At 69.2% G+C, this 15,553-nt stretch carries 19 protein-coding genes and 1 tRNA gene; 6 read left to right on the top strand and 14 right to left on the bottom strand.

Features of this window, described 5'->3' with window-relative positions; all coding sequences use genetic code 11:
- Positions 1-20 precede the first annotated feature (20 nt).
- The 4 genes from OH146_RS09120 to OH146_RS09105 are packed head-to-tail and all read right to left on the bottom strand — an operon-like array spanning position 21 to position 3,782.
- Entirely contained in the window at positions 21-488 is a 468-nt protein-coding gene (locus OH146_RS09120; protein WP_265159622.1) for a cytidine/deoxycytidylate deaminase family protein, read from the bottom strand.
- The gene (locus OH146_RS09115) at positions 485-1,246 is read right to left on the bottom strand and encodes an amidohydrolase family protein (protein ID WP_265159620.1); all 762 of its coding nucleotides are present in this window, start codon (positions 1,244-1,246) and stop codon (positions 485-487) included. The genes OH146_RS09120 and OH146_RS09115 overlap by 4 nt, the downstream gene beginning before the upstream one ends.
- Positions 1,247-1,275: 29 nt before the next feature.
- Positions 1,276-2,730, bottom strand: coding sequence for an amidase (locus tag OH146_RS09110; protein ID WP_265159618.1), 1,455 nt, complete (start codon positions 2,728-2,730; stop codon positions 1,276-1,278).
- The gene (locus OH146_RS09105) at positions 2,727-3,782 is read right to left on the bottom strand and encodes a phosphotriesterase family protein (RefSeq protein WP_265159614.1); all 1,056 of its coding nucleotides are present in this window, start codon (positions 3,780-3,782) and stop codon (positions 2,727-2,729) included. The genes OH146_RS09110 and OH146_RS09105 overlap by 4 nt, the downstream gene beginning before the upstream one ends.
- A 325-nt stretch (positions 3,783-4,107) precedes the next feature.
- On the opposite strand from OH146_RS09105, the gene OH146_RS09100 reads away from it, so the two are divergent.
- Both OH146_RS09100 and OH146_RS09095 read left to right on the top strand, forming a co-directional pair.
- Positions 4,108-4,560, top strand: coding sequence for a MarR family winged helix-turn-helix transcriptional regulator (locus tag OH146_RS09100; protein WP_265159612.1), 453 nt, complete (start codon positions 4,108-4,110; stop codon positions 4,558-4,560).
- A 231-nt stretch (positions 4,561-4,791) separates the two neighbouring features.
- Complete coding sequence (locus OH146_RS09095) at positions 4,792-5,367, top strand: hypothetical protein (RefSeq protein ID WP_265159610.1); 576 nt, start codon at positions 4,792-4,794, stop codon at positions 5,365-5,367.
- Positions 5,368-5,428: 61 nt separating this feature from the next.
- Here OH146_RS09095 and OH146_RS09090 read toward each other — a convergent pair whose 3' ends face one another.
- Positions 5,429-5,644 (bottom strand): hypervirulence associated TUDOR domain-containing protein, encoded by a 216-nt coding sequence (locus OH146_RS09090; RefSeq protein WP_265159608.1) that lies wholly within the window; start codon positions 5,642-5,644, stop codon positions 5,429-5,431.
- A gap of 89 nt (positions 5,645-5,733) precedes the next feature.
- Here OH146_RS09090 and OH146_RS09085 point away from each other — a divergent pair, with 89 nt between their 5' ends.
- Positions 5,734-6,138, top strand: coding sequence for an SRPBCC family protein (locus OH146_RS09085; RefSeq protein ID WP_265159606.1), 405 nt, complete (start codon positions 5,734-5,736; stop codon positions 6,136-6,138).
- Between the two features lie 49 nt (positions 6,139-6,187).
- Here OH146_RS09085 and OH146_RS09080 read toward each other — a convergent pair.
- Both OH146_RS09080 and OH146_RS09075 read right to left on the bottom strand, forming a co-directional pair.
- Positions 6,188-6,260 (bottom strand) — tRNA-Arg (locus OH146_RS09080).
- Between the two features lie 67 nt (positions 6,261-6,327).
- Positions 6,328-6,609 carry a metal-sensitive transcriptional regulator gene (locus tag OH146_RS09075; RefSeq protein ID WP_265159604.1) on the bottom strand — a complete coding sequence of 94 codons (282 nt, stop codon included), beginning with the start codon at positions 6,607-6,609 and terminating at the stop codon, positions 6,328-6,330.
- Positions 6,610-6,671: 62 nt separating this feature from the next.
- Between OH146_RS09075 and OH146_RS09070 the strand changes: the two genes are divergently transcribed.
- Together OH146_RS09070 and OH146_RS09065 are read left to right on the top strand one after the other, a co-directional pair.
- Positions 6,672-6,890 carry a heavy-metal-associated domain-containing protein gene (locus OH146_RS09070; protein WP_265159602.1) on the top strand — a complete coding sequence of 73 codons (219 nt, stop codon included), beginning with the start codon at positions 6,672-6,674 and terminating at the stop codon, positions 6,888-6,890.
- The gene (locus tag OH146_RS09065) at positions 6,887-9,118 is read left to right on the top strand and encodes a heavy metal translocating P-type ATPase (protein ID WP_265159601.1); all 2,232 of its coding nucleotides are present in this window, start codon (positions 6,887-6,889) and stop codon (positions 9,116-9,118) included. Before OH146_RS09070 ends, OH146_RS09065 begins: the two co-directional genes overlap by 4 nt.
- Before the next feature lie 68 nt (positions 9,119-9,186).
- Here OH146_RS09065 and OH146_RS09060 read toward each other — a convergent pair whose 3' ends face one another.
- A complete protein-coding gene (locus OH146_RS09060) occupies positions 9,187-9,555 on the bottom strand; it encodes a VOC family protein (RefSeq protein WP_265159599.1) in 369 nt (122 codons plus the stop codon).
- 63 nt (positions 9,556-9,618) lie between these two features.
- On the opposite strand from OH146_RS09060, the gene OH146_RS09055 reads away from it, so the two are divergent.
- Complete coding sequence (locus OH146_RS09055; RefSeq protein WP_265159597.1) at positions 9,619-10,071, top strand: MarR family winged helix-turn-helix transcriptional regulator; 453 nt, start codon at positions 9,619-9,621, stop codon at positions 10,069-10,071.
- A gap of 28 nt (positions 10,072-10,099) precedes the next feature.
- Here the strand turns inward: OH146_RS09055 and OH146_RS09050 are convergent, their stop codons facing one another.
- The 6 genes from OH146_RS09050 to OH146_RS09025 all read right to left on the bottom strand — a co-directional run bounded on the left by OH146_RS09050 (position 10,100) and on the right by OH146_RS09025 (position 15,470).
- Positions 10,100-11,011: a siderophore-interacting protein gene (locus OH146_RS09050; RefSeq protein ID WP_265159595.1), complete on the bottom strand. Its 912-nt coding sequence runs from the start codon at positions 11,009-11,011 to the stop codon at positions 10,100-10,102.
- A complete protein-coding gene (locus OH146_RS09045; protein ID WP_265159593.1) occupies positions 11,008-11,844 on the bottom strand; it encodes an ABC transporter ATP-binding protein in 837 nt (278 codons plus the stop codon). Before OH146_RS09045 ends, OH146_RS09050 begins: the two co-directional genes overlap by 4 nt.
- Positions 11,841-12,881 (bottom strand): FecCD family ABC transporter permease, encoded by a 1,041-nt coding sequence (locus OH146_RS09040; protein ID WP_265160731.1) that lies wholly within the window; start codon positions 12,879-12,881, stop codon positions 11,841-11,843. The genes OH146_RS09045 and OH146_RS09040 overlap by 4 nt, the downstream gene beginning before the upstream one ends.
- A gap of 8 nt (positions 12,882-12,889) precedes the next feature.
- Positions 12,890-13,933, bottom strand: coding sequence for a FecCD family ABC transporter permease (locus OH146_RS09035; RefSeq protein ID WP_265159591.1), 1,044 nt, complete (start codon positions 13,931-13,933; stop codon positions 12,890-12,892).
- Between the two features lie 10 nt (positions 13,934-13,943).
- The gene (locus OH146_RS09030; protein WP_265159589.1) at positions 13,944-14,960 is read right to left on the bottom strand and encodes an iron-siderophore ABC transporter substrate-binding protein; all 1,017 of its coding nucleotides are present in this window, start codon (positions 14,958-14,960) and stop codon (positions 13,944-13,946) included.
- Between the two features lie 333 nt (positions 14,961-15,293).
- The gene (locus OH146_RS09025) at positions 15,294-15,470 is read right to left on the bottom strand and encodes a PspC domain-containing protein (protein WP_265159587.1); all 177 of its coding nucleotides are present in this window, start codon (positions 15,468-15,470) and stop codon (positions 15,294-15,296) included.
- Positions 15,471-15,553: the final 83 nt, after the last annotated feature.

The raw sequence follows: 15,553 nt of genomic DNA, 5'->3' as shown, positions 1-15,553 counted from the left end.
CCAACATTGTTTCAAGTGGATTACATCTTTGGTGCGCTGTCAAGGTTTCTCTTGCCGCGGGCAACGCGAACGCGACGGAAGGGCAGGAGGTCCGCGACGCGAACCTCGGCGAACTCCTCCCCGCGGGCGACCCAGACCGAAGCATCCGCCGCATGGTCGTTCAGCAGTTCGGCGCACACGCCGCACGGCTCGATGAGGTGCCGCGTGCCCGCCGGGCGCCGGAGCACACCGACGATCGAGACGACGGGAGAGCCCGCGATGATGGCGGAGCTCAGCGCCGCCGATTCAGCACAGACGCTCGCGCGCCCCGCGCTCGCCTCGACATGCAGACCCGTGACCACGCGGCCGTCCGCGAGCCGCAGGGCCGCAGCGACCTCGTGCACCCCCTGCTCGTATCGCTCGTCAAGGATCCGCAGCGCGGTCGCCAGCAGCTCGCGATCCGCCTCCCCCATGGTCGCGGGGGCCTCCGTAAGCTCCGGGCGGCTCACGCCCAACCTATGATCCGTGCCATGTTGCCGCCCTCCACGAGCGCCCGGTCGGCCTCGTCGGGGATCGCCTTCGCGATCTTCATCCGCTCCAGGTCGAAGTCACTGCCCGGCCACTCTGAACCCAGCAGGATCTTCTCGGCACCGAGCCGCGCATACGCCCGCTTGACGTCGGCAATGAGGGTGGCAGAGGTCTCGAGGTAGATGTGCGGGTTGCGTTCCGCCACGATGATCGCCTCGGGCACGTTCCACACGGCCCCCATGTGGGCGATGATCGTGGGCACGGTCGGGAAGTGCTTCGCGACCTCCTCGATCGCGAGGGGCGCACAGAACGCGTCGTCGAGGGCGTTGACGAGCACGGGCAGCCCCAGCTCGGCGCAGACCTCGAAGAGCGGGTCGAGCAGCCCGTGGTCGGCGGCGTGATAACCGTGCAGGCTCGGGTGCAGCTTGAGGCCGGAGAGCCCGCCCGCCGCGAAGCGACGCACCTCGTCGACCGCGTTGTCCCACTGCGGCATGACCTGGCCGAAGCCGAAGAGACGGTCCGGATGCTCGGCCACAAGCGTCATGAGGAAGTCGTTCTCGATCCCCTGGGCCAGCGAGCACACCATTGCCTTGTCGACGCCAGCGGCATCCATGCGAGAGAGGATGCGCTGCGGGTCGAAGGGTGTGTACGCGGGCGGCTCCTCACCGCGGCGGACGCCCGTGAGGAAGTCGCTGCGCCCGCGTCGATCCTGGGTCGTGTTGTATGCGTCGATGATCATGCGAGGCCTCCTGGCGGTTGTGGGGTCGGTCAGCGACCGGATGGGTAGGGGTAGGACGGGGCGTGAGAGATCCAGCCGGTGGCCTCCTCGATCGCGCGGGTCACGGCGAGGAGCTGCGCCTCGCGCCCGTGTCGACCGACGACCTGCACACCGACCGGCAGCCCCTCGGGGGTGAAGCCCGCCGAGGTGACGACGACCGGATGCGCCGTGAGGGTCAGGCGGTTCGCCATCATCTGCCACTGGAAGTAGCGATCGAAGCGCACCCCGTCGACCTCCTCGACCCACTCGAGGTCCGCGGGCGGCGCGACGACGGGGGTCGCGGGCAGGATGAGCACGTCGTGCCGCTCAAGGAGGGCGGCCGTGTCGCGGTAGGCGCGGGTGCGGCGCTCGTAGGCGTCGGCGAGGGCGGTCGCCGTCATGGCGCGGCCCTGCTCCACGTTGCGTACGTAGTCGGGGCGGAAGCCGCTCGCGCCCGCATCGACGGCGTGACGCCCGCCGAGGAAGAACTCGAATGTCTCGATCGTCTCCCATGCCTCGTCTGCGCCCGCGAAGTCGGGCTCGTCGGCTTCGACAATGGCGCCGAGGGAGGCGAGCTGCTCCGCGAAGGCACTGTGCACGGCGCGCACGGCGGGGTCGACGGGCAGACCGCCGGCATCCGCGCTCCACCCGATGCGCAGGCCCTGCAGTTCGACGGCCTCCGCGGGATGGGAGGGAAGTGAGGACAGCGGCCAGACGGACTTCTCGACCGCGAGCGCCTCGAGGAACAGCGCAGCATCCGCCGAGTCGCGAGCCATGGGCCCGCTGACGCCGTGCGGCGTCCACGCGTTGCCCGTGCGCCCGCTCGGAACACGGCCCGGGCTCGGGCGCACGCCGACGACATTGCAGAAGGCCGCCGGGTAACGCAGGCTGCCGCCACTGTCGGAGCCGTCGGCGATCGGGAGCATGCGCGCAGCGAGGGCTGCCGCGGCACCCCCGCTCGATCCGCCTGCGTGCCGCTCGACATCCCAGGGGTTGACCGTCGTGCCGAAGACGGGGTTGAAGCTCAGCACGCCCTGGCCCATCTCGGGCGTGTTCGTCTTGCCGATGATGATTGCTCCGGCGTCGCGCAGGAGGGTCGCCAGCACGCTGTCGTGCGCGGCGGGGGCGGCGTCGGCGAAGGCGGCAGAGCCGTTCGTGGTGGGGAAGCCCGCGACATCCATCAGGTCTTTGACGGCCGTGGGCAGGCCGTGCAGCGGGGGCAGTTCGTCGCCAGCTGCGCGGCGCTTGTCCGCCTCCTCGGCCGCTCGTAGCGAGACCGAGTCGGGCTGCTGCGACACGACAGCGTTGATGACGGGGTTGCGCTCCTCGATGCGTTCGAGATGGGCGCGCATAACCTCGACGGCGGAGACCTCACCGGAGGCGATCGCCCCCGCCAGGCGCACGGCGCTCCAGTCGGCGAGGTGCTCGGGGCTCCCTGTCGGCGCGGGGTGGGGTTGAGTGTTCACGGTTCCTCCGTTGCGGGGTCGGTTGCGGGCTGGGCGTCGCGATCGAGCAAGCGGGCGGGCTCGGTCACGGCGGCGCGGTGCAGCAGGTCGTCGGGCACGCCCAGGGACCGCAGTCCGGGGATGACGCGTGCCGTGAGGTGCTCGAAGCCGGGACCGCCGAAGCGGCGCAGCTGGCCCTTCGTCCAGGTGGAGTGACCGAAGACCCAGCGCATCCCGGGGGCGCTCTCGAGCAGCGCGAGGAAGGCGTCGAGCCGCTGCATGTCGCTCGCATTGCGGATGCGCCCCACGTGCGCCCCCTCGTTGCCGAAGCACAGCTCGAGTACGGCGCCCGCCTGACCGAGGTCGCGCAGGTAGGGCAGGTCGAGGAACTCGTCGACCGTCGTGAAGACCACCCGGTCGGGGGCGACGCCCTCAGCGAGGATGTGCTCGAGCACCTCGAGGCCGTTGCGGGCGTCGGCGGCGAGCCGCACGCTCATGGGGGCGCCCGTGGATGCTGCGGCTCGCGCCGCCGCCGTGAGGCTGAGTCGCTCTTGCTCGCCCTCCGCGGTGCCGAACGCCCCCGTCGTGCCCATGAGCCCGAGCACGCCCGCGCGGTAGGCCGTGCCGGGAATGGCGTCGGTGAGGGCGGTCAGGAAGAGCTCGGTCCGGCCATCCTCGTCGAGGGCGAGGTACCACTCGGGAAGCAGGCGGGGCAGGTACGCGCCGTATCCGGCGACGATGTGGATGCCCGCGGCTCGCGAAAGCTTGGGGAGGCGAGCGTGGTCGGGGCCGAAGCCATGGGAGCTGAGGTCGACGACGGTGCCGAGTCCCGTGGGGGCGGCGGCGGCGAGCTCCTCCGCGAGCAGGTCGAGGTCGTCGAGGCGAAGATTGTCGGCCAGGGCGAGCTGGCTCCAGCGCAGCGCCCCCGCGACATCCGCCGTCACCGGCTGCGCCGGGTCGAGCTCGTCGACGCCGGCCCGCTGGAGGGCGCTCGCATCCGTCAGAAGGTGTTCGTGCATCGAGACGGTTCCGAGCGCGGCGGCGTCGATGGGCCCCCTGACGGTTTCGATCATTGGCGTCGCTCCTCGGCCGCGCGAACAAGTGGGATCCAATATACATAGAAGTGGATCCCTGTGCTCTGCGCCGAGGAGATTGGGCCAACCTCCGATCAGCAAACTCTCAGAAAAATAACGTTTTGGTAACTGGTGCGCCGTTACGTTTCCGTTATATAGTCGTTGTCAGCGGAAGTTGTTTGCTGTGGCAACTCTCGCGGAATGTGATTGCAGGACACTCTTGGTGCAAGGGAGAGGGCCCGTCGTTAGCCTCTACGACGGGCCCTCAATCACTTAACCCCGCCCCACCGACGCCCTAAAATCAGGTGTTGAAAGAGGGGCAACAATGACGTCGAAGTCCAGCGCTGTATCGGCTTGGGAATCCCTCTTCCGCGCCCAAGTCACGGTCATGCGTCGACTGGGTGCCGAGTTCCCCAGCGGCGAGATCTCCCTCACCGAATACGACGTGCTCTTCAACCTGTCCCGGCGCCCCGAACATGCGCTGCGCATCCGTGACCTCGTCGACGACCTGCTCATCACCCAACCGAGCGTCAGTCGCCTGGTCGACCGCCTCGCCGCCCGCGGGCTCATCGAGAAGCGGCCAGACCCGAAGGATGCCCGCGGTGTGGTCGTCGCCCTCACCGACGACGGCTTCACCCTCTTCCGCCGCGTCGCCGTCGCCCACATGACGTCGATCTCGGGCACTGTCGGCTCCGCCCTCGACGATCGAGAGCTCGCTCAACTCGAGCAGCTATGCGACAAGCTCCGTTCCGGAGTGCAGGGCTCCCGCCGCCCCTGAGCGGCCCCGCACCGAGCACTGCCAGCTAACTGCCAGGAACCAGAGCGCGCGGGCCGCGGATGCCCGTGATCACAGGGATCCGCCGAGGTGCGACGGATGCGACATCCGCCCGCTTCACCCCCGAACGGGGGCCGCGATCGCCTGACGTCCAAACCGATCGGGAGAGGTCTCCGGATGACCCAGTGCGACCCGGAACAACGACCGGGAAGCAGACAACCGATTGGAGTTCACATGCGTACCATCACGAAGAAGAACGCAGCATTCGGAATCACCGGCGTCGCCGCCGCCTCGCTCGCCGTCGCCGGCTTCGCCGCTCCCGCCATGGCCGACACCGAGTCGGAGCAGACGTGGGACAACGACACCACCACGACGACCGAGTACACCGAGACGCAGCTCGACCTGCTGCGCGGCATCGGCTACACGACGGGCAACTTCGCCGAATCGCCGTTCGTACTCGCCCCCCAGATCGGTGTGGGCGATGTGGCCTCGGGTAGCGTCGGCGACATCGCCTCCGGCAACGCCGTCGCCTCGGGCAACCACGTCGAGGCCCCCGTCGCGAGCGGCAATGACACCGCTGTGGGCTCCGGCAACGACACCGCCGTGGGCAACAACAGCGGCAACGGCAACAGCGTCGGCAACGCCGACACCGAGGTCTCCGACACGGTCGACGGCATGGTCGACAGCACCAATGACCTCTCCTCGGGCATCAGCGGCAACGTCACCGACATCATCGACAGCGTGAACGTCGACGGCATGGTCGAGGACGTCACCGGCTCGCTCGACCTTGGCGACATCCTGGGCGACTGAGCCACCCCGCCTTCTGCCGAGAAGCCTCGGCTCCCTCGTGGAGCCGAGGCTTCTCCCCCGCCTAACTCTTGAGTTTGCGCAGCGCCGACTCCTTGTGGGCTGCCTTCGCGCCCGTCTTCTCCGACTCGACGATGAAGGCGGGTTCATCATCGGATGCGGTGAAGTCCTGCTCGGCGAAGCGGAAGTCCTTCGTCTTCTTCTCCACGACCTTGCCGTGAGTGCGGCCCTGCGAGGTGTTCCACGACACGCGGTCGCCGACCGTGATCCTGTCTGCCATGGATCGGAGCGTATGCCCGGGGCGCCGGGCGCGACAGGGGCGACGGCGCCCCGCACCGTGGCGTGGATCGCGGGTGTAGATTGCAGGCCATGACCTGGCCCGCACTACACATCTCCCGCTCCAGCGAGGCGGATGTCGCATCCGTCGTCAGCATCGCCGGCAATCCAGAGCGGCTGCCCGAGTGGGCTGAAGGGCTCAGCGCAGGCATCCGCCAGGAGTCCGGACGCTGGGTGTCAGACTCCCCGATGGGCAGGGTTGAGGTGGCGTTCACCGGCCCTGTGGAGCACGGCCTCCTCGATCACGCAGTCACGCTGCCGGACGGCACCGTCATCCACAACCCCCTGCGGGTACTGCAGAACGACGCGGGCAGCGAGATCGTCTTCACGCTGTACCGGCGTGACGGGGTCAGCGATGAGGACTTCGAGGCGGATGCGCGTCAGATCGAGCGGGACCTCGAGACGCTAGTGTCGCTCGTCGGCAGGCCCGGGCGTTAATGGGAAAAGCCCCGATCGGATCCAAGATCCTGACCGGGACTTCACACTGTGCGCCCGAAGGGACTCGAACCCCTAACCTTCTGATCCGTAGTCAGATGCTCTATCCATTGAGCTACGGGCGCATGTCGGATCAAAACCCAACCTGAAGACTATAACAGGCCTTGGCGGGGAGTTCGAACCGCGCGAAGCCTACGAGCGGACGAGGCGGGCGATCGCCGCCGACGCCTCCGCGATCTTCTGCTCCGCGACTTCACCACCCTCGCGCGTCGCCTCCGCGACGCAGTGCGAGAGGTGGTCGTCGAGCAGGGCCAGCGCGACCGTCTCGAGCGCGCGCGTCGCCGCGGAGACCTGCGTGAGCACGTCGATGCAGTAGGCGTCTTCATCGATCATGCGGTGGATGCCGCGGACCTGGCCCTCCGCGCGCCGCAGACGCTTGAGCAGCTGCTCCTTGTTGTCGCTGTAGCCGTGCATGATGCTCCTCGCTCGTGAAACCTCTGTTGTCATTTATACCCCATGGGGGTATGGTTCTGCACATGGAAACGACATACAGCGTGAAGGGAATGACCTGCGAGCACTGCGTGCGTGCGGTAACGGAAGAGGTGTCGAAGGTGGCCGGCGTTACTGACGTCAAGGTCGACCTCGCCGCCGAGACCGTCGTCGTGGAGAGCGAGTCGAAGCCCGACGCCGAGGCAATCGCCGCCGCGATCGACGAGGCCGGCTACGAGCTGAGCGACTCCCCCGCGGCACCGTGACCGTCGCCTCGCCCACCGCACTCATCGACCTCGACCTGCGGGTCGAGGGGATGACGTGCGCCTCGTGCGCCAACCGCATCGAGAAGCGGCTCAACAAGCTTGAGGGTGTGGAGGCATCCGTCAACTACGCAACCGAGAAGGCCAGCGTGAGGATGCCGCCCGCCTTCGACCCGCAGGTGCTGCTCGACGAGATCGAGAAGGCCGGCTACCGCGGGGAGCTGCCCGAGACGACCGAGTCCGAACCCTCGGACGAGCGCGACCCTGAGGTCGAGAGCCTGCGCAGCCGGCTCATTGCGAGCACCGTGCTGGCCCTCCCGGTCGTCGTGCTCGCGATGGTGCCCGCCTGGCAGTTCACCTACTGGCAGTGGCTCTCACTCACGCTCGCGGCTCCCGTCGTGGTGTGGGGCGGGCTGCCCTTCCACCGGGCAACCTGGACGAACCTCCGTCACGGCGCCGTCACGATGGACACGCTCATCACGGTCGGCACCGCCTCGGCTCTCGCCTGGTCGGTCTATGCCCTCTTCTTCGGGCACGCCGGCATGCCGGGGATGACGCACAGCTTCGACTTCAGCCTCGCCCCCGACTCAGGGGGCGGCGACATCTACCTCGAAGTGGCAGCGGCCGTCACGGTCTTCGTGCTCGCGGGACGCTACGCCGAGAAGCGGTCGAAGCGGCAGGCCGGCGCGGCCCTCCGCGCCCTGCTCGACCTGGGCGCCAAGGATGTCACCGTGCTCCGCGGCGGCGTCGAGCAGCGGATGCCCGTGGCATCCCTCTCGGTTGGCGACGAGTTCGTCGTGCGGCCGGGCGAGACGATCGCGACCGACGGGGTCGTCGTGTCGGGCAACTCGACGGTGGACCGAAGCATGCTGACGGGTGAATCGGTGCCGGTCGACACCACCGTGGACGACGCGGTCGTCGGCGCCACCACCAACCTGAGCGGTCGCCTCGTCGTGCGGGCGACCCGCGTCGGCAGCGAGACGCAGCTCGCCCGCATGGCCCGGCTCGTCGAGCAGGCGCAGTCAGGCAAGGCGGAAGTGCAGCGGCTCGCTGACCGAATCTCGGGCGTCTTCGTGCCCATCGTCTTCGTCATTGCCGCCGTAGCTCTGACCGTGTGGCTGCTCGCAGGGGCGACCCCCGAGTTCGCCTTCACTGCCGCGGTCGCCGTGCTCATCATCGCGTGCCCCTGCGCGCTCGGCCTCGCGACGCCCACCGCCCTCCTCGTGGGGACGGGCCGCGGCGCCCAGCTCGGCATCATCATCCGCGGGCCCGAGGTGCTCGAATCTACCCGCCGCATCGACACGGTCGTGCTCGACAAGACGGGAACCGTCACCGACGGCCGGATGTCACTGGTCGAGGTCGTCACGAACGACTCGACCACGCGCGACGAGGCGCTGAGGCTGGCAGGTGCGCTCGAAGCCGCGTCGGAGCATCCGATCGCCCGGGCGATCGTGGACGCCGCGCCCGGCAGCCTCCCCGCCGTCGAGTCGTTCGAGAACGTTTCCGGCCGCGGGGTGCAGGGTGTCGTCGACGGCCACGCGGTCGTCGTCGGGCGGCCGACCCTGCTCGCCGAGTGGGGGCTCGAGCTCGACGAGACTCTCGCCGCCGCGCACCGGAATGCCGCGGCATCCGGGCGCACCTCGATCGCGGTGGGCTGGGACGGGCAGGCACGGGCCGTGCTGGTCGTCGCTGACACCGTCAAGCCGACAAGCGCACAGGCGGTGCGTGAGCTCAAGGACCTCGGCCTCACCCCCGTGCTTCTCACGGGCGACAACCGTGCAGTGGCAGAAAGCGTCGCCGCCGAGGTGGGCATCGAGCAGGTGCATGCGGAGGTGCTGCCGGGCGACAAGGTCGACGTCATCACACGGCTGCAGCGCGAGGGGCACGTGGTCGCGATGGTCGGCGACGGCATCAATGACGCGCCCGCCCTCGCACAGGCCGACCTGGGGCTCGCGATGGGCACCGGCACCGACATTGCGATCGAGGCGAGCGACCTCACGCTCGTGCAGGGCGACCTGCGCTCGGTGCCGGCCGCGATCCGGTTGGCTAGGCGCACTCTCGGCACCATCAAGGGCAACCTTTTCTGGGCCTTCGCCTACAACGTTGCGGCGATTCCGCTGGCCGCGCTCGGCCTGCTGAACCCCATGATCGCGGGGGCCGCGATGGCGTTCTCGAGCGTCTTCGTCGTGGGGAACAGCCTGCGACTGCGAGGCTTCACGCCGACGCGGTGACGGATGCTGCGGCATCCGTCACCGCGGGGTGCCACGCTCGCTCAGCCCGAGTTGCCGCGGGAGCCGGCTCAGGCCCTGTCGTGAAGCGTGACGTGGTACCCGTCGGGGTCGGCGAAGGTGAAGGTGCGGCCGAAGGGACCGTCGGCAGGCGCTGAGACGATCGTGTGGCCGTCGGCGGCAAGAGCGTCATGAATGGCCTGGGCGTCGGTCGCGTGCATCCAGATGGCGGCACCGATGCCGGGCTGGCTCACCGAGGCGAGGTCGGTGCCGGGAGTGACGTCTCGCAGAGCGAACGCGATCGGGCTCGTCTCGAATACGACGGCGTGCGGCGGGCCCGCCTGCGAGCGAACCAGGCCGAGGTATCGCTCGTAGAAGGCCTGCGAGGCGCCCACGTCGCGGGTCTGGAGGGAGATGAAGTCGGGTCCGGTGACGGGCATGGTAGTGCTCCTAAGGTCGATGTCAGTTTTTTGACATGCGACACCGCATGTCAGAATGCTGACATGAGTCAAGACGGCATCGACCTCGCAACGTCTCTCGGCTACGCCCTCAAAGAGGCGGCAAGTGCCCTCCGCACCGCCATGGAGGCAGCGCTGCGGCCACTCGGAATGAACGTGACCCAGTACGCGTGCCTTGAGTTGCTGGCGCAGCGCCCGGGACTGTCGAACTCGGAGCTTGCGCGGGGAGCATTCGTGACCCGGCAGTCGATGAACGTGCTGCTACAGGCCATGGAACGCGACGGCTACGTGACCAGGCCTGCCGAGGCCCGGATCGGCAAGGTGCTTCCCACGCAGCTCACGCCGCTCGGCCAGGAGAGCCTCGAAAAAGCATCGGCTGCAGTTCGATCCGTCGAGATCAGGATGCTCGAGGGCATGACGCCGAACGAGCAGGGCGACGCCTTCCGACTGCTGCAAGGCATGGCACGCTCGCTGCGTGACAGCGCACCCGACCGGTAGCACATGCCCCACCAGCGCGGTTTCGGCGCTACGAACCCTCCGCTCGCCCCTTGCGCCAGTACCCCATGAACGCAACCGAGGTACGGTCCACGCCGAGGTCCCGCACCAGATGGCGGCGGATGCCCGTGATGACGCTCGACTCCCCCGCAAGCCAGGCGTACTCCTCGCCCACGCCCGTGGGCGCATCCCACACGATGCCGTCCGGCATCAGGGCGAGCTCCTCGTCGACGCGGGGAGTTCCCGCGCGCGCACGGCCCCACTCCTCGACGGCGCTCGTGAGGAGGGCGCCGTGCGGGTTGTCGTCGCGGGCGAGCCAGCGCACCTCCACACCCGAGGCCGTCGTGACGGGCACCGCGTCTGCGGCGGTTGGCACCTCGATGAGTGCGAGCCCCGACATGTGCTCGCCGAGCCGCTCAATGATGGAGCAGATGGCGGGCACGGCGGTTTCGTCCCCCGCGAGGAGCACGTTGGTGGCAGTGCCCGGCTTCCATTCGATGCCGCGACCGGATGCCTCGCCGCGCGAGTCCGGGCCCACGATGATGAGCGGGTCACCGATGGCCGCGGCATCCGCCCATGCCGATGCGGGACCCTCCGTGCCGTGCAGCACGAAGTCGACGTCGATCTGCGACAGCTCGGGACGCACCGCCCGCACGCTGTAGGTGCGGATGGGATTGCGGTCGGCGTCGGGCAGTTCGCGCCAGCGACGTACCCACGACATTCGGTCGTCCCCCGGGTCGTCGAAGAGGCCGAAGTCGCTGTAGCGGTCGCCCGGCAGGGGCAGGACGAGCTTGATGCGCTGGTCGTGACCGTCCGTGCCGAAGTGGCACAGCTCATCGCCCTCAAGCGTCACCCGGGTGAAGTGGGGTGTGAGGCGCGTAATGGCGGCGACGCGGGTCGCGAAGGCGCTCGTGGAAGGGCGGGCGGTGGTTGTTGTCGTCACAGGGCACTCATCTCGGCGTCGTGGGTCGTGGACGGGGTGGCGTGGTGTCGGCCGATCGGCAGCATGAGCGGCTTGCCCGAGGTCGGGTCGGTGATCACAGTGCTCGGGATGCCGAAGACGGCCTGCACGCACTCAGCCGTGAGCACCTCCTCGGGGGCACCCGCGGCGTGCACGCGCCCGGCGTCAAGCGCGATGAGGTGGTCGGCGTAGCGGGCCGCCATGTTGAGGTCGTGCAGCACCATGACGATGGTCGTGCCGCGGCGCTGGTTGAGGTCGACGAGCAGGTCAAGCACGTCGAGCTGGTGGCTCACATCGAGGAAGGTCGTCGGCTCGTCGAGCAGCAGCACATCGGTCTGCTGGGCGAGCGCCATCGCGATCCAGACTCGCTGGCGCTGGCCGCCCGAGAGCTCGTCCACAGGGCGGTCGGAGAGCTCGAGGGTCTCGGTCGCCTCCAGCGCCTCGGCCACGGCGACGTCGTCGTCGTGCGTCCACCGCGTGAAGACGCCGTGGTGCGGATGCCGCCCACGGCCCACCAGGTCGGCGACCGTGATGCCGTCGGGTGCAATGGGCGACTGCGGGAGCAGGCCGAGCGTGCGTGCGAGCTCCTTGGCGGGCATCCGGTGCACCTGCCTGCCGTCGAGGAGCACCTGGCCGTGTCGCGGCGCGAGCAGCCGTGACATCGAGCGGAGCAGAGTCGACTTGCCGCACGCGTTCGGGCCGACGATGGCCGTGATGCGACCGGCGGGCACGGTCAGGTTGAGCCCCTCGATGACGGTGCGGTCGCCGTAGCCGAGCGTCAACTGCTCGGCCTGGAGTGTATGGGTGGTGGTCACAGTGAGCCTCCCGCGCGGTTGGTGCGGACGATGAGATAGATCAGGTAGGGGGCGCCGAGCACGCCCGTGACGACTCCGACGGGGAATCTCGTGCCGAAGGCGTACTGCCCGAGGAGGTCGGCGACGAGCACGAGCAGCGCGCCGACCAGGGCGGCCGGCAGGAGCAGGGAGCCGCGGGGTCCGATGAGCCGTGCCGCGATGGGCCCCGCGAGGAATGCGACGAAGGCGACAGGGCCGGCGGCGGCGGTCCCGAAGGCGATCAGCCCCACTGCGGAGACCACCACGAGCAGGCGGGTGCGCTCGACCCGCACGCCCAGGGCCGCCGCCGTGTCGTCGCCAAGCTGCATGGCGGAGAGGTTCCGCGAGGCCCCGAGCAGGAGGGGGCCGAGCACAACGAGAGCAAAGAATGCCGGGATGGCCTGCTCCCACGAGGCGCCATTGAGACTGCCGGTGAGCCAGCGCAGCGCCTCCTGGAGGTCCCACTGGCCGGCCTGCGAGAGCGTATAGGCGGTCACGCTGCGCAGCATCGCGGCGATGCCGATTCCGATCAGGATCAGGCGGGTTCCCGCGACTCCGCCCCGGTAGGCGAGACCATAAATGAGGAGGGCAACCCCGAGCGACGCGGCGATCGCGAGCGCCGAGACGCCCGTCCCGCTCAGCGAGAACATGATGATTCCCACCGCCGCCGCGGCGCTCGCGCCCTCGCTGATGCCGATGATGTCGGGACTCGCGAGCGGGTTGCGAAGCATGGTCTGGAACGCGACGCCCGCGAGACCGAAGCTGAGCCCCACGACGATCGCGAGCACCGCCCGGGGCAGCCGCAGCCAACCGACCGTGAAGGAGGCGCCCGCGACATCGTCGCCGAGGATGACCCGGACCACGTCGGCGGGCGGGTAGAAGGTCTGCCCCACCATGAGGCTGACGGCGAAGACGATGGCGATGGCGGAGGCGAGCACCGAGATGACAACTCCGCGGCGGAGGGCGCGCTGATCGCGGAGGGCAGCGACCCTCTCGACCGACTCTGGAGCGGCCTGCATCAGCCCGCTCACAGTTCACGCACCTTCTGGCGGCGCACAACCGCGATGAAGAACGGCGCACCCACGAACGCCGTGATGATTCCCACGTCGATCTCGCTGGGCCGCGCGACGATGCGGCCGAGCACGTCGGCAGCGACGAGGAGCCCGGATCCCGTGAGGGCCGAGAAGGGCAGCAGCCATCGATGATCGACGCCGACGAGGAGTCGACAGAGGTGCGGGATGACAAGACCGACGAAGGCGATGGGCCCCGCGACGGCGGTCGCCGCCCCGCACAGCATGACAGAGCCGATGGCTGCGGCAGCACGCGCCGTCGCCACTCGTTCGCCAAGCCCCGCCGCGACATCGTCGCCGAGAGCCAGCGAGTTGAGGCTGCGCGCCGAGAGCATGCTCACCACGAAGCCGACGACGAGGAACGGCACGGCGTGCTGCATGTTCTCGAAGTTCGCGCCGCCGACTCCCCCGATCTGCCAGGAGCGGATGTTCGCCGAGATGTCCCCGCGCGGCAGCGCCACCGCGATGATGAACGACGCGAGGGCGGCGGATGTCGCGGCTCCCGCCAGCGCCAACTTGAGGGGTGTCGCACCCCCACGCCCCATCGAGCCGAGCACATAGACGAGCACGGCGGTGATGCCCGCGCCCGCAATGGCGGCCCAGATCTGGCCCACCGCGCTGCCGATGCCGAACCAGGCCATCCCCGTGATGACGGCGAGCGAGGCGCCCATGTTGATGCCGAGGATGCCAGGGTCACCCAGCGGGTTGCGCGTCACCCCCTGCATGACGGCACCCGAGACGGCGAGCGCCGCACCCACCAGAATGGCGAGCACGGTGCGCGGCACGCGCGTGTAGACGGCGGCCTGCTCGATCGTGTCGATGGAACCGCCGACACCCGCGAGAATGTCGGCCCACGTGACATCCCGCGACCCGATCGCGACGGATGCGACGGCGAGCGCCACGAGCACCGCCGCGACCACGAGAAGCCACAGCAGACGCACTCGGGTCGGGCGTCGCAGGATCGCGACGCCCGACTCGGGTGGGCTGACGGCTGTGGTCACGCTGTGACGATCACTCCGCCTTGTCGGCGGCCTCGGCGAGAAGCGCCAGGTAGTCGTCGAGCACCCACGAGATCGCGAGCGGCGTCGGGTTGGCGGCCGTGCCGAGCGGGCTCGAGCCGGGGAGCGAGACGATGGCTCCGTTGGCAACGGCCGGCATCTGCGAGAGGAGCGGGTCGCCCTCCAGCGTCGCGACGAGCTCCTCATCGCCGTAGGTCACGATGATGTCGACGTCGGCGAAAGTGTCGACCTGCTCGGCGCTGATGGTGCCCGAGTAGGCGCCCTCCTCCGAGGCATCCGTCACGCTCTGCGGTGTGCTGAGGCCGAGGTCCTCGAAGAAGGCGGCGCGGGTGTCGAACATCGTGTAGAAGCTGACCTCGCTCAGGTCGGCCGGGTCGACGTGGGTGAGGAACATGGTGTTCTTGCCCTCGAGCTGCGGGTACTCGGCGAGCGAGTCCTCGATCTCCTGCTCGATGTCGGCGACCAGCTGCTCGCCCTCCTCGGCCATGCCCATGCCCGCGGAGTTGAACTCGATCACGTCACGCCAGGACGTGGCCCACGGCGCCTCGGGGTAGGCGACGACGGGGGCGATCTCGCTCAGCGTGTCGTAGTCCTCCTGCGTGAGGCCCGAGTACGCGGCGAGGATCACGTCGGGGTTCGTGTCGGCGACGGCCTCGAAGTCGATGCCGTCGGTCTCATCGAAGAGCACGGGGGTCTCGGCGCCCAGCTCCTCAAGCTTCTCCTCGACCCAGGGCAGGAGGCCATCGCCGTCATCGTCGCCGAAGTTCGCGGCCGCCATGCCGACCGGCACGACACCGAGCGCGAGCGGCACCTCGTGGTTGGCCCAGTTGACGGTCGCAATGCGCTCCGGGTTCTCGGGGATGGTCGTCGTGCCGAGCGCGTGCTCGATCGTGATGCCACCCTCGGCGGCGTCGTCGCCCGCGGCATCCGTCGTGCCGTTGCAGGCGGCGAGAGTGAGGGCGGCGGCGACGGCGATACCCGCAGTGGCGACGGCGCGACGTGAACGCATAGGGTGCTCCAATAGTGAGGGGATGCCGACGGCGCATGCTCTCGGGGGCCGGTCGACTTAGGTAAGGCTCACCTTAGAGTGAGCGAGGCGTTCTCTGCAACTCGGTGTCCTCCGCAACGCGGGACGCAGCACGGGCGGCGCGCCATCTGATTCGGAGGAGAATCTGCGCGACGCGCCGCTGAAGCGGGCGGGAGGGCGGCGTGTCGCGCGAATTCTCCTCCCGAACGTTGGTGGAGAGGGAGCGGAGGGAGACGGCCTCCTACCCCTTCACTGCCCCCTGCGTCACCCGCAGACCGGTCGCGGGCCGGCGCATGTCAATCGCGTGATGGTCCCCTAGTCGGCGGGCATGAGCATCCACAGCGCAATGTAGGCGAGCACGGTCGCCCCCACGAAGAGGGTGCCGACCACGACGAGGATGCGCAGCAGCGCGACATCCCAGCCGAAGTGCAGCGCGATTCCGGCACACACGCCGCCGAGCATCCGTCCAGATCGGGCTCTCGTGAGTCTCATGGGGCGACTCTCGCATCTCCCACGGGGTTCGTCTACCCCTCCGCACACCGGCGCAGCGTCGCCCGGCGCCGCGTTGCGGTGTT

Source organism: Homoserinimonas sedimenticola (assembly GCF_026094475.1).
GTDB classification, from domain to species: Bacteria; Actinomycetota; Actinomycetes; order Actinomycetales; family Microbacteriaceae; genus Homoserinimonas; species Homoserinimonas sedimenticola.
This window is presented reverse-complemented; position numbering and strand designations above follow the sequence as displayed.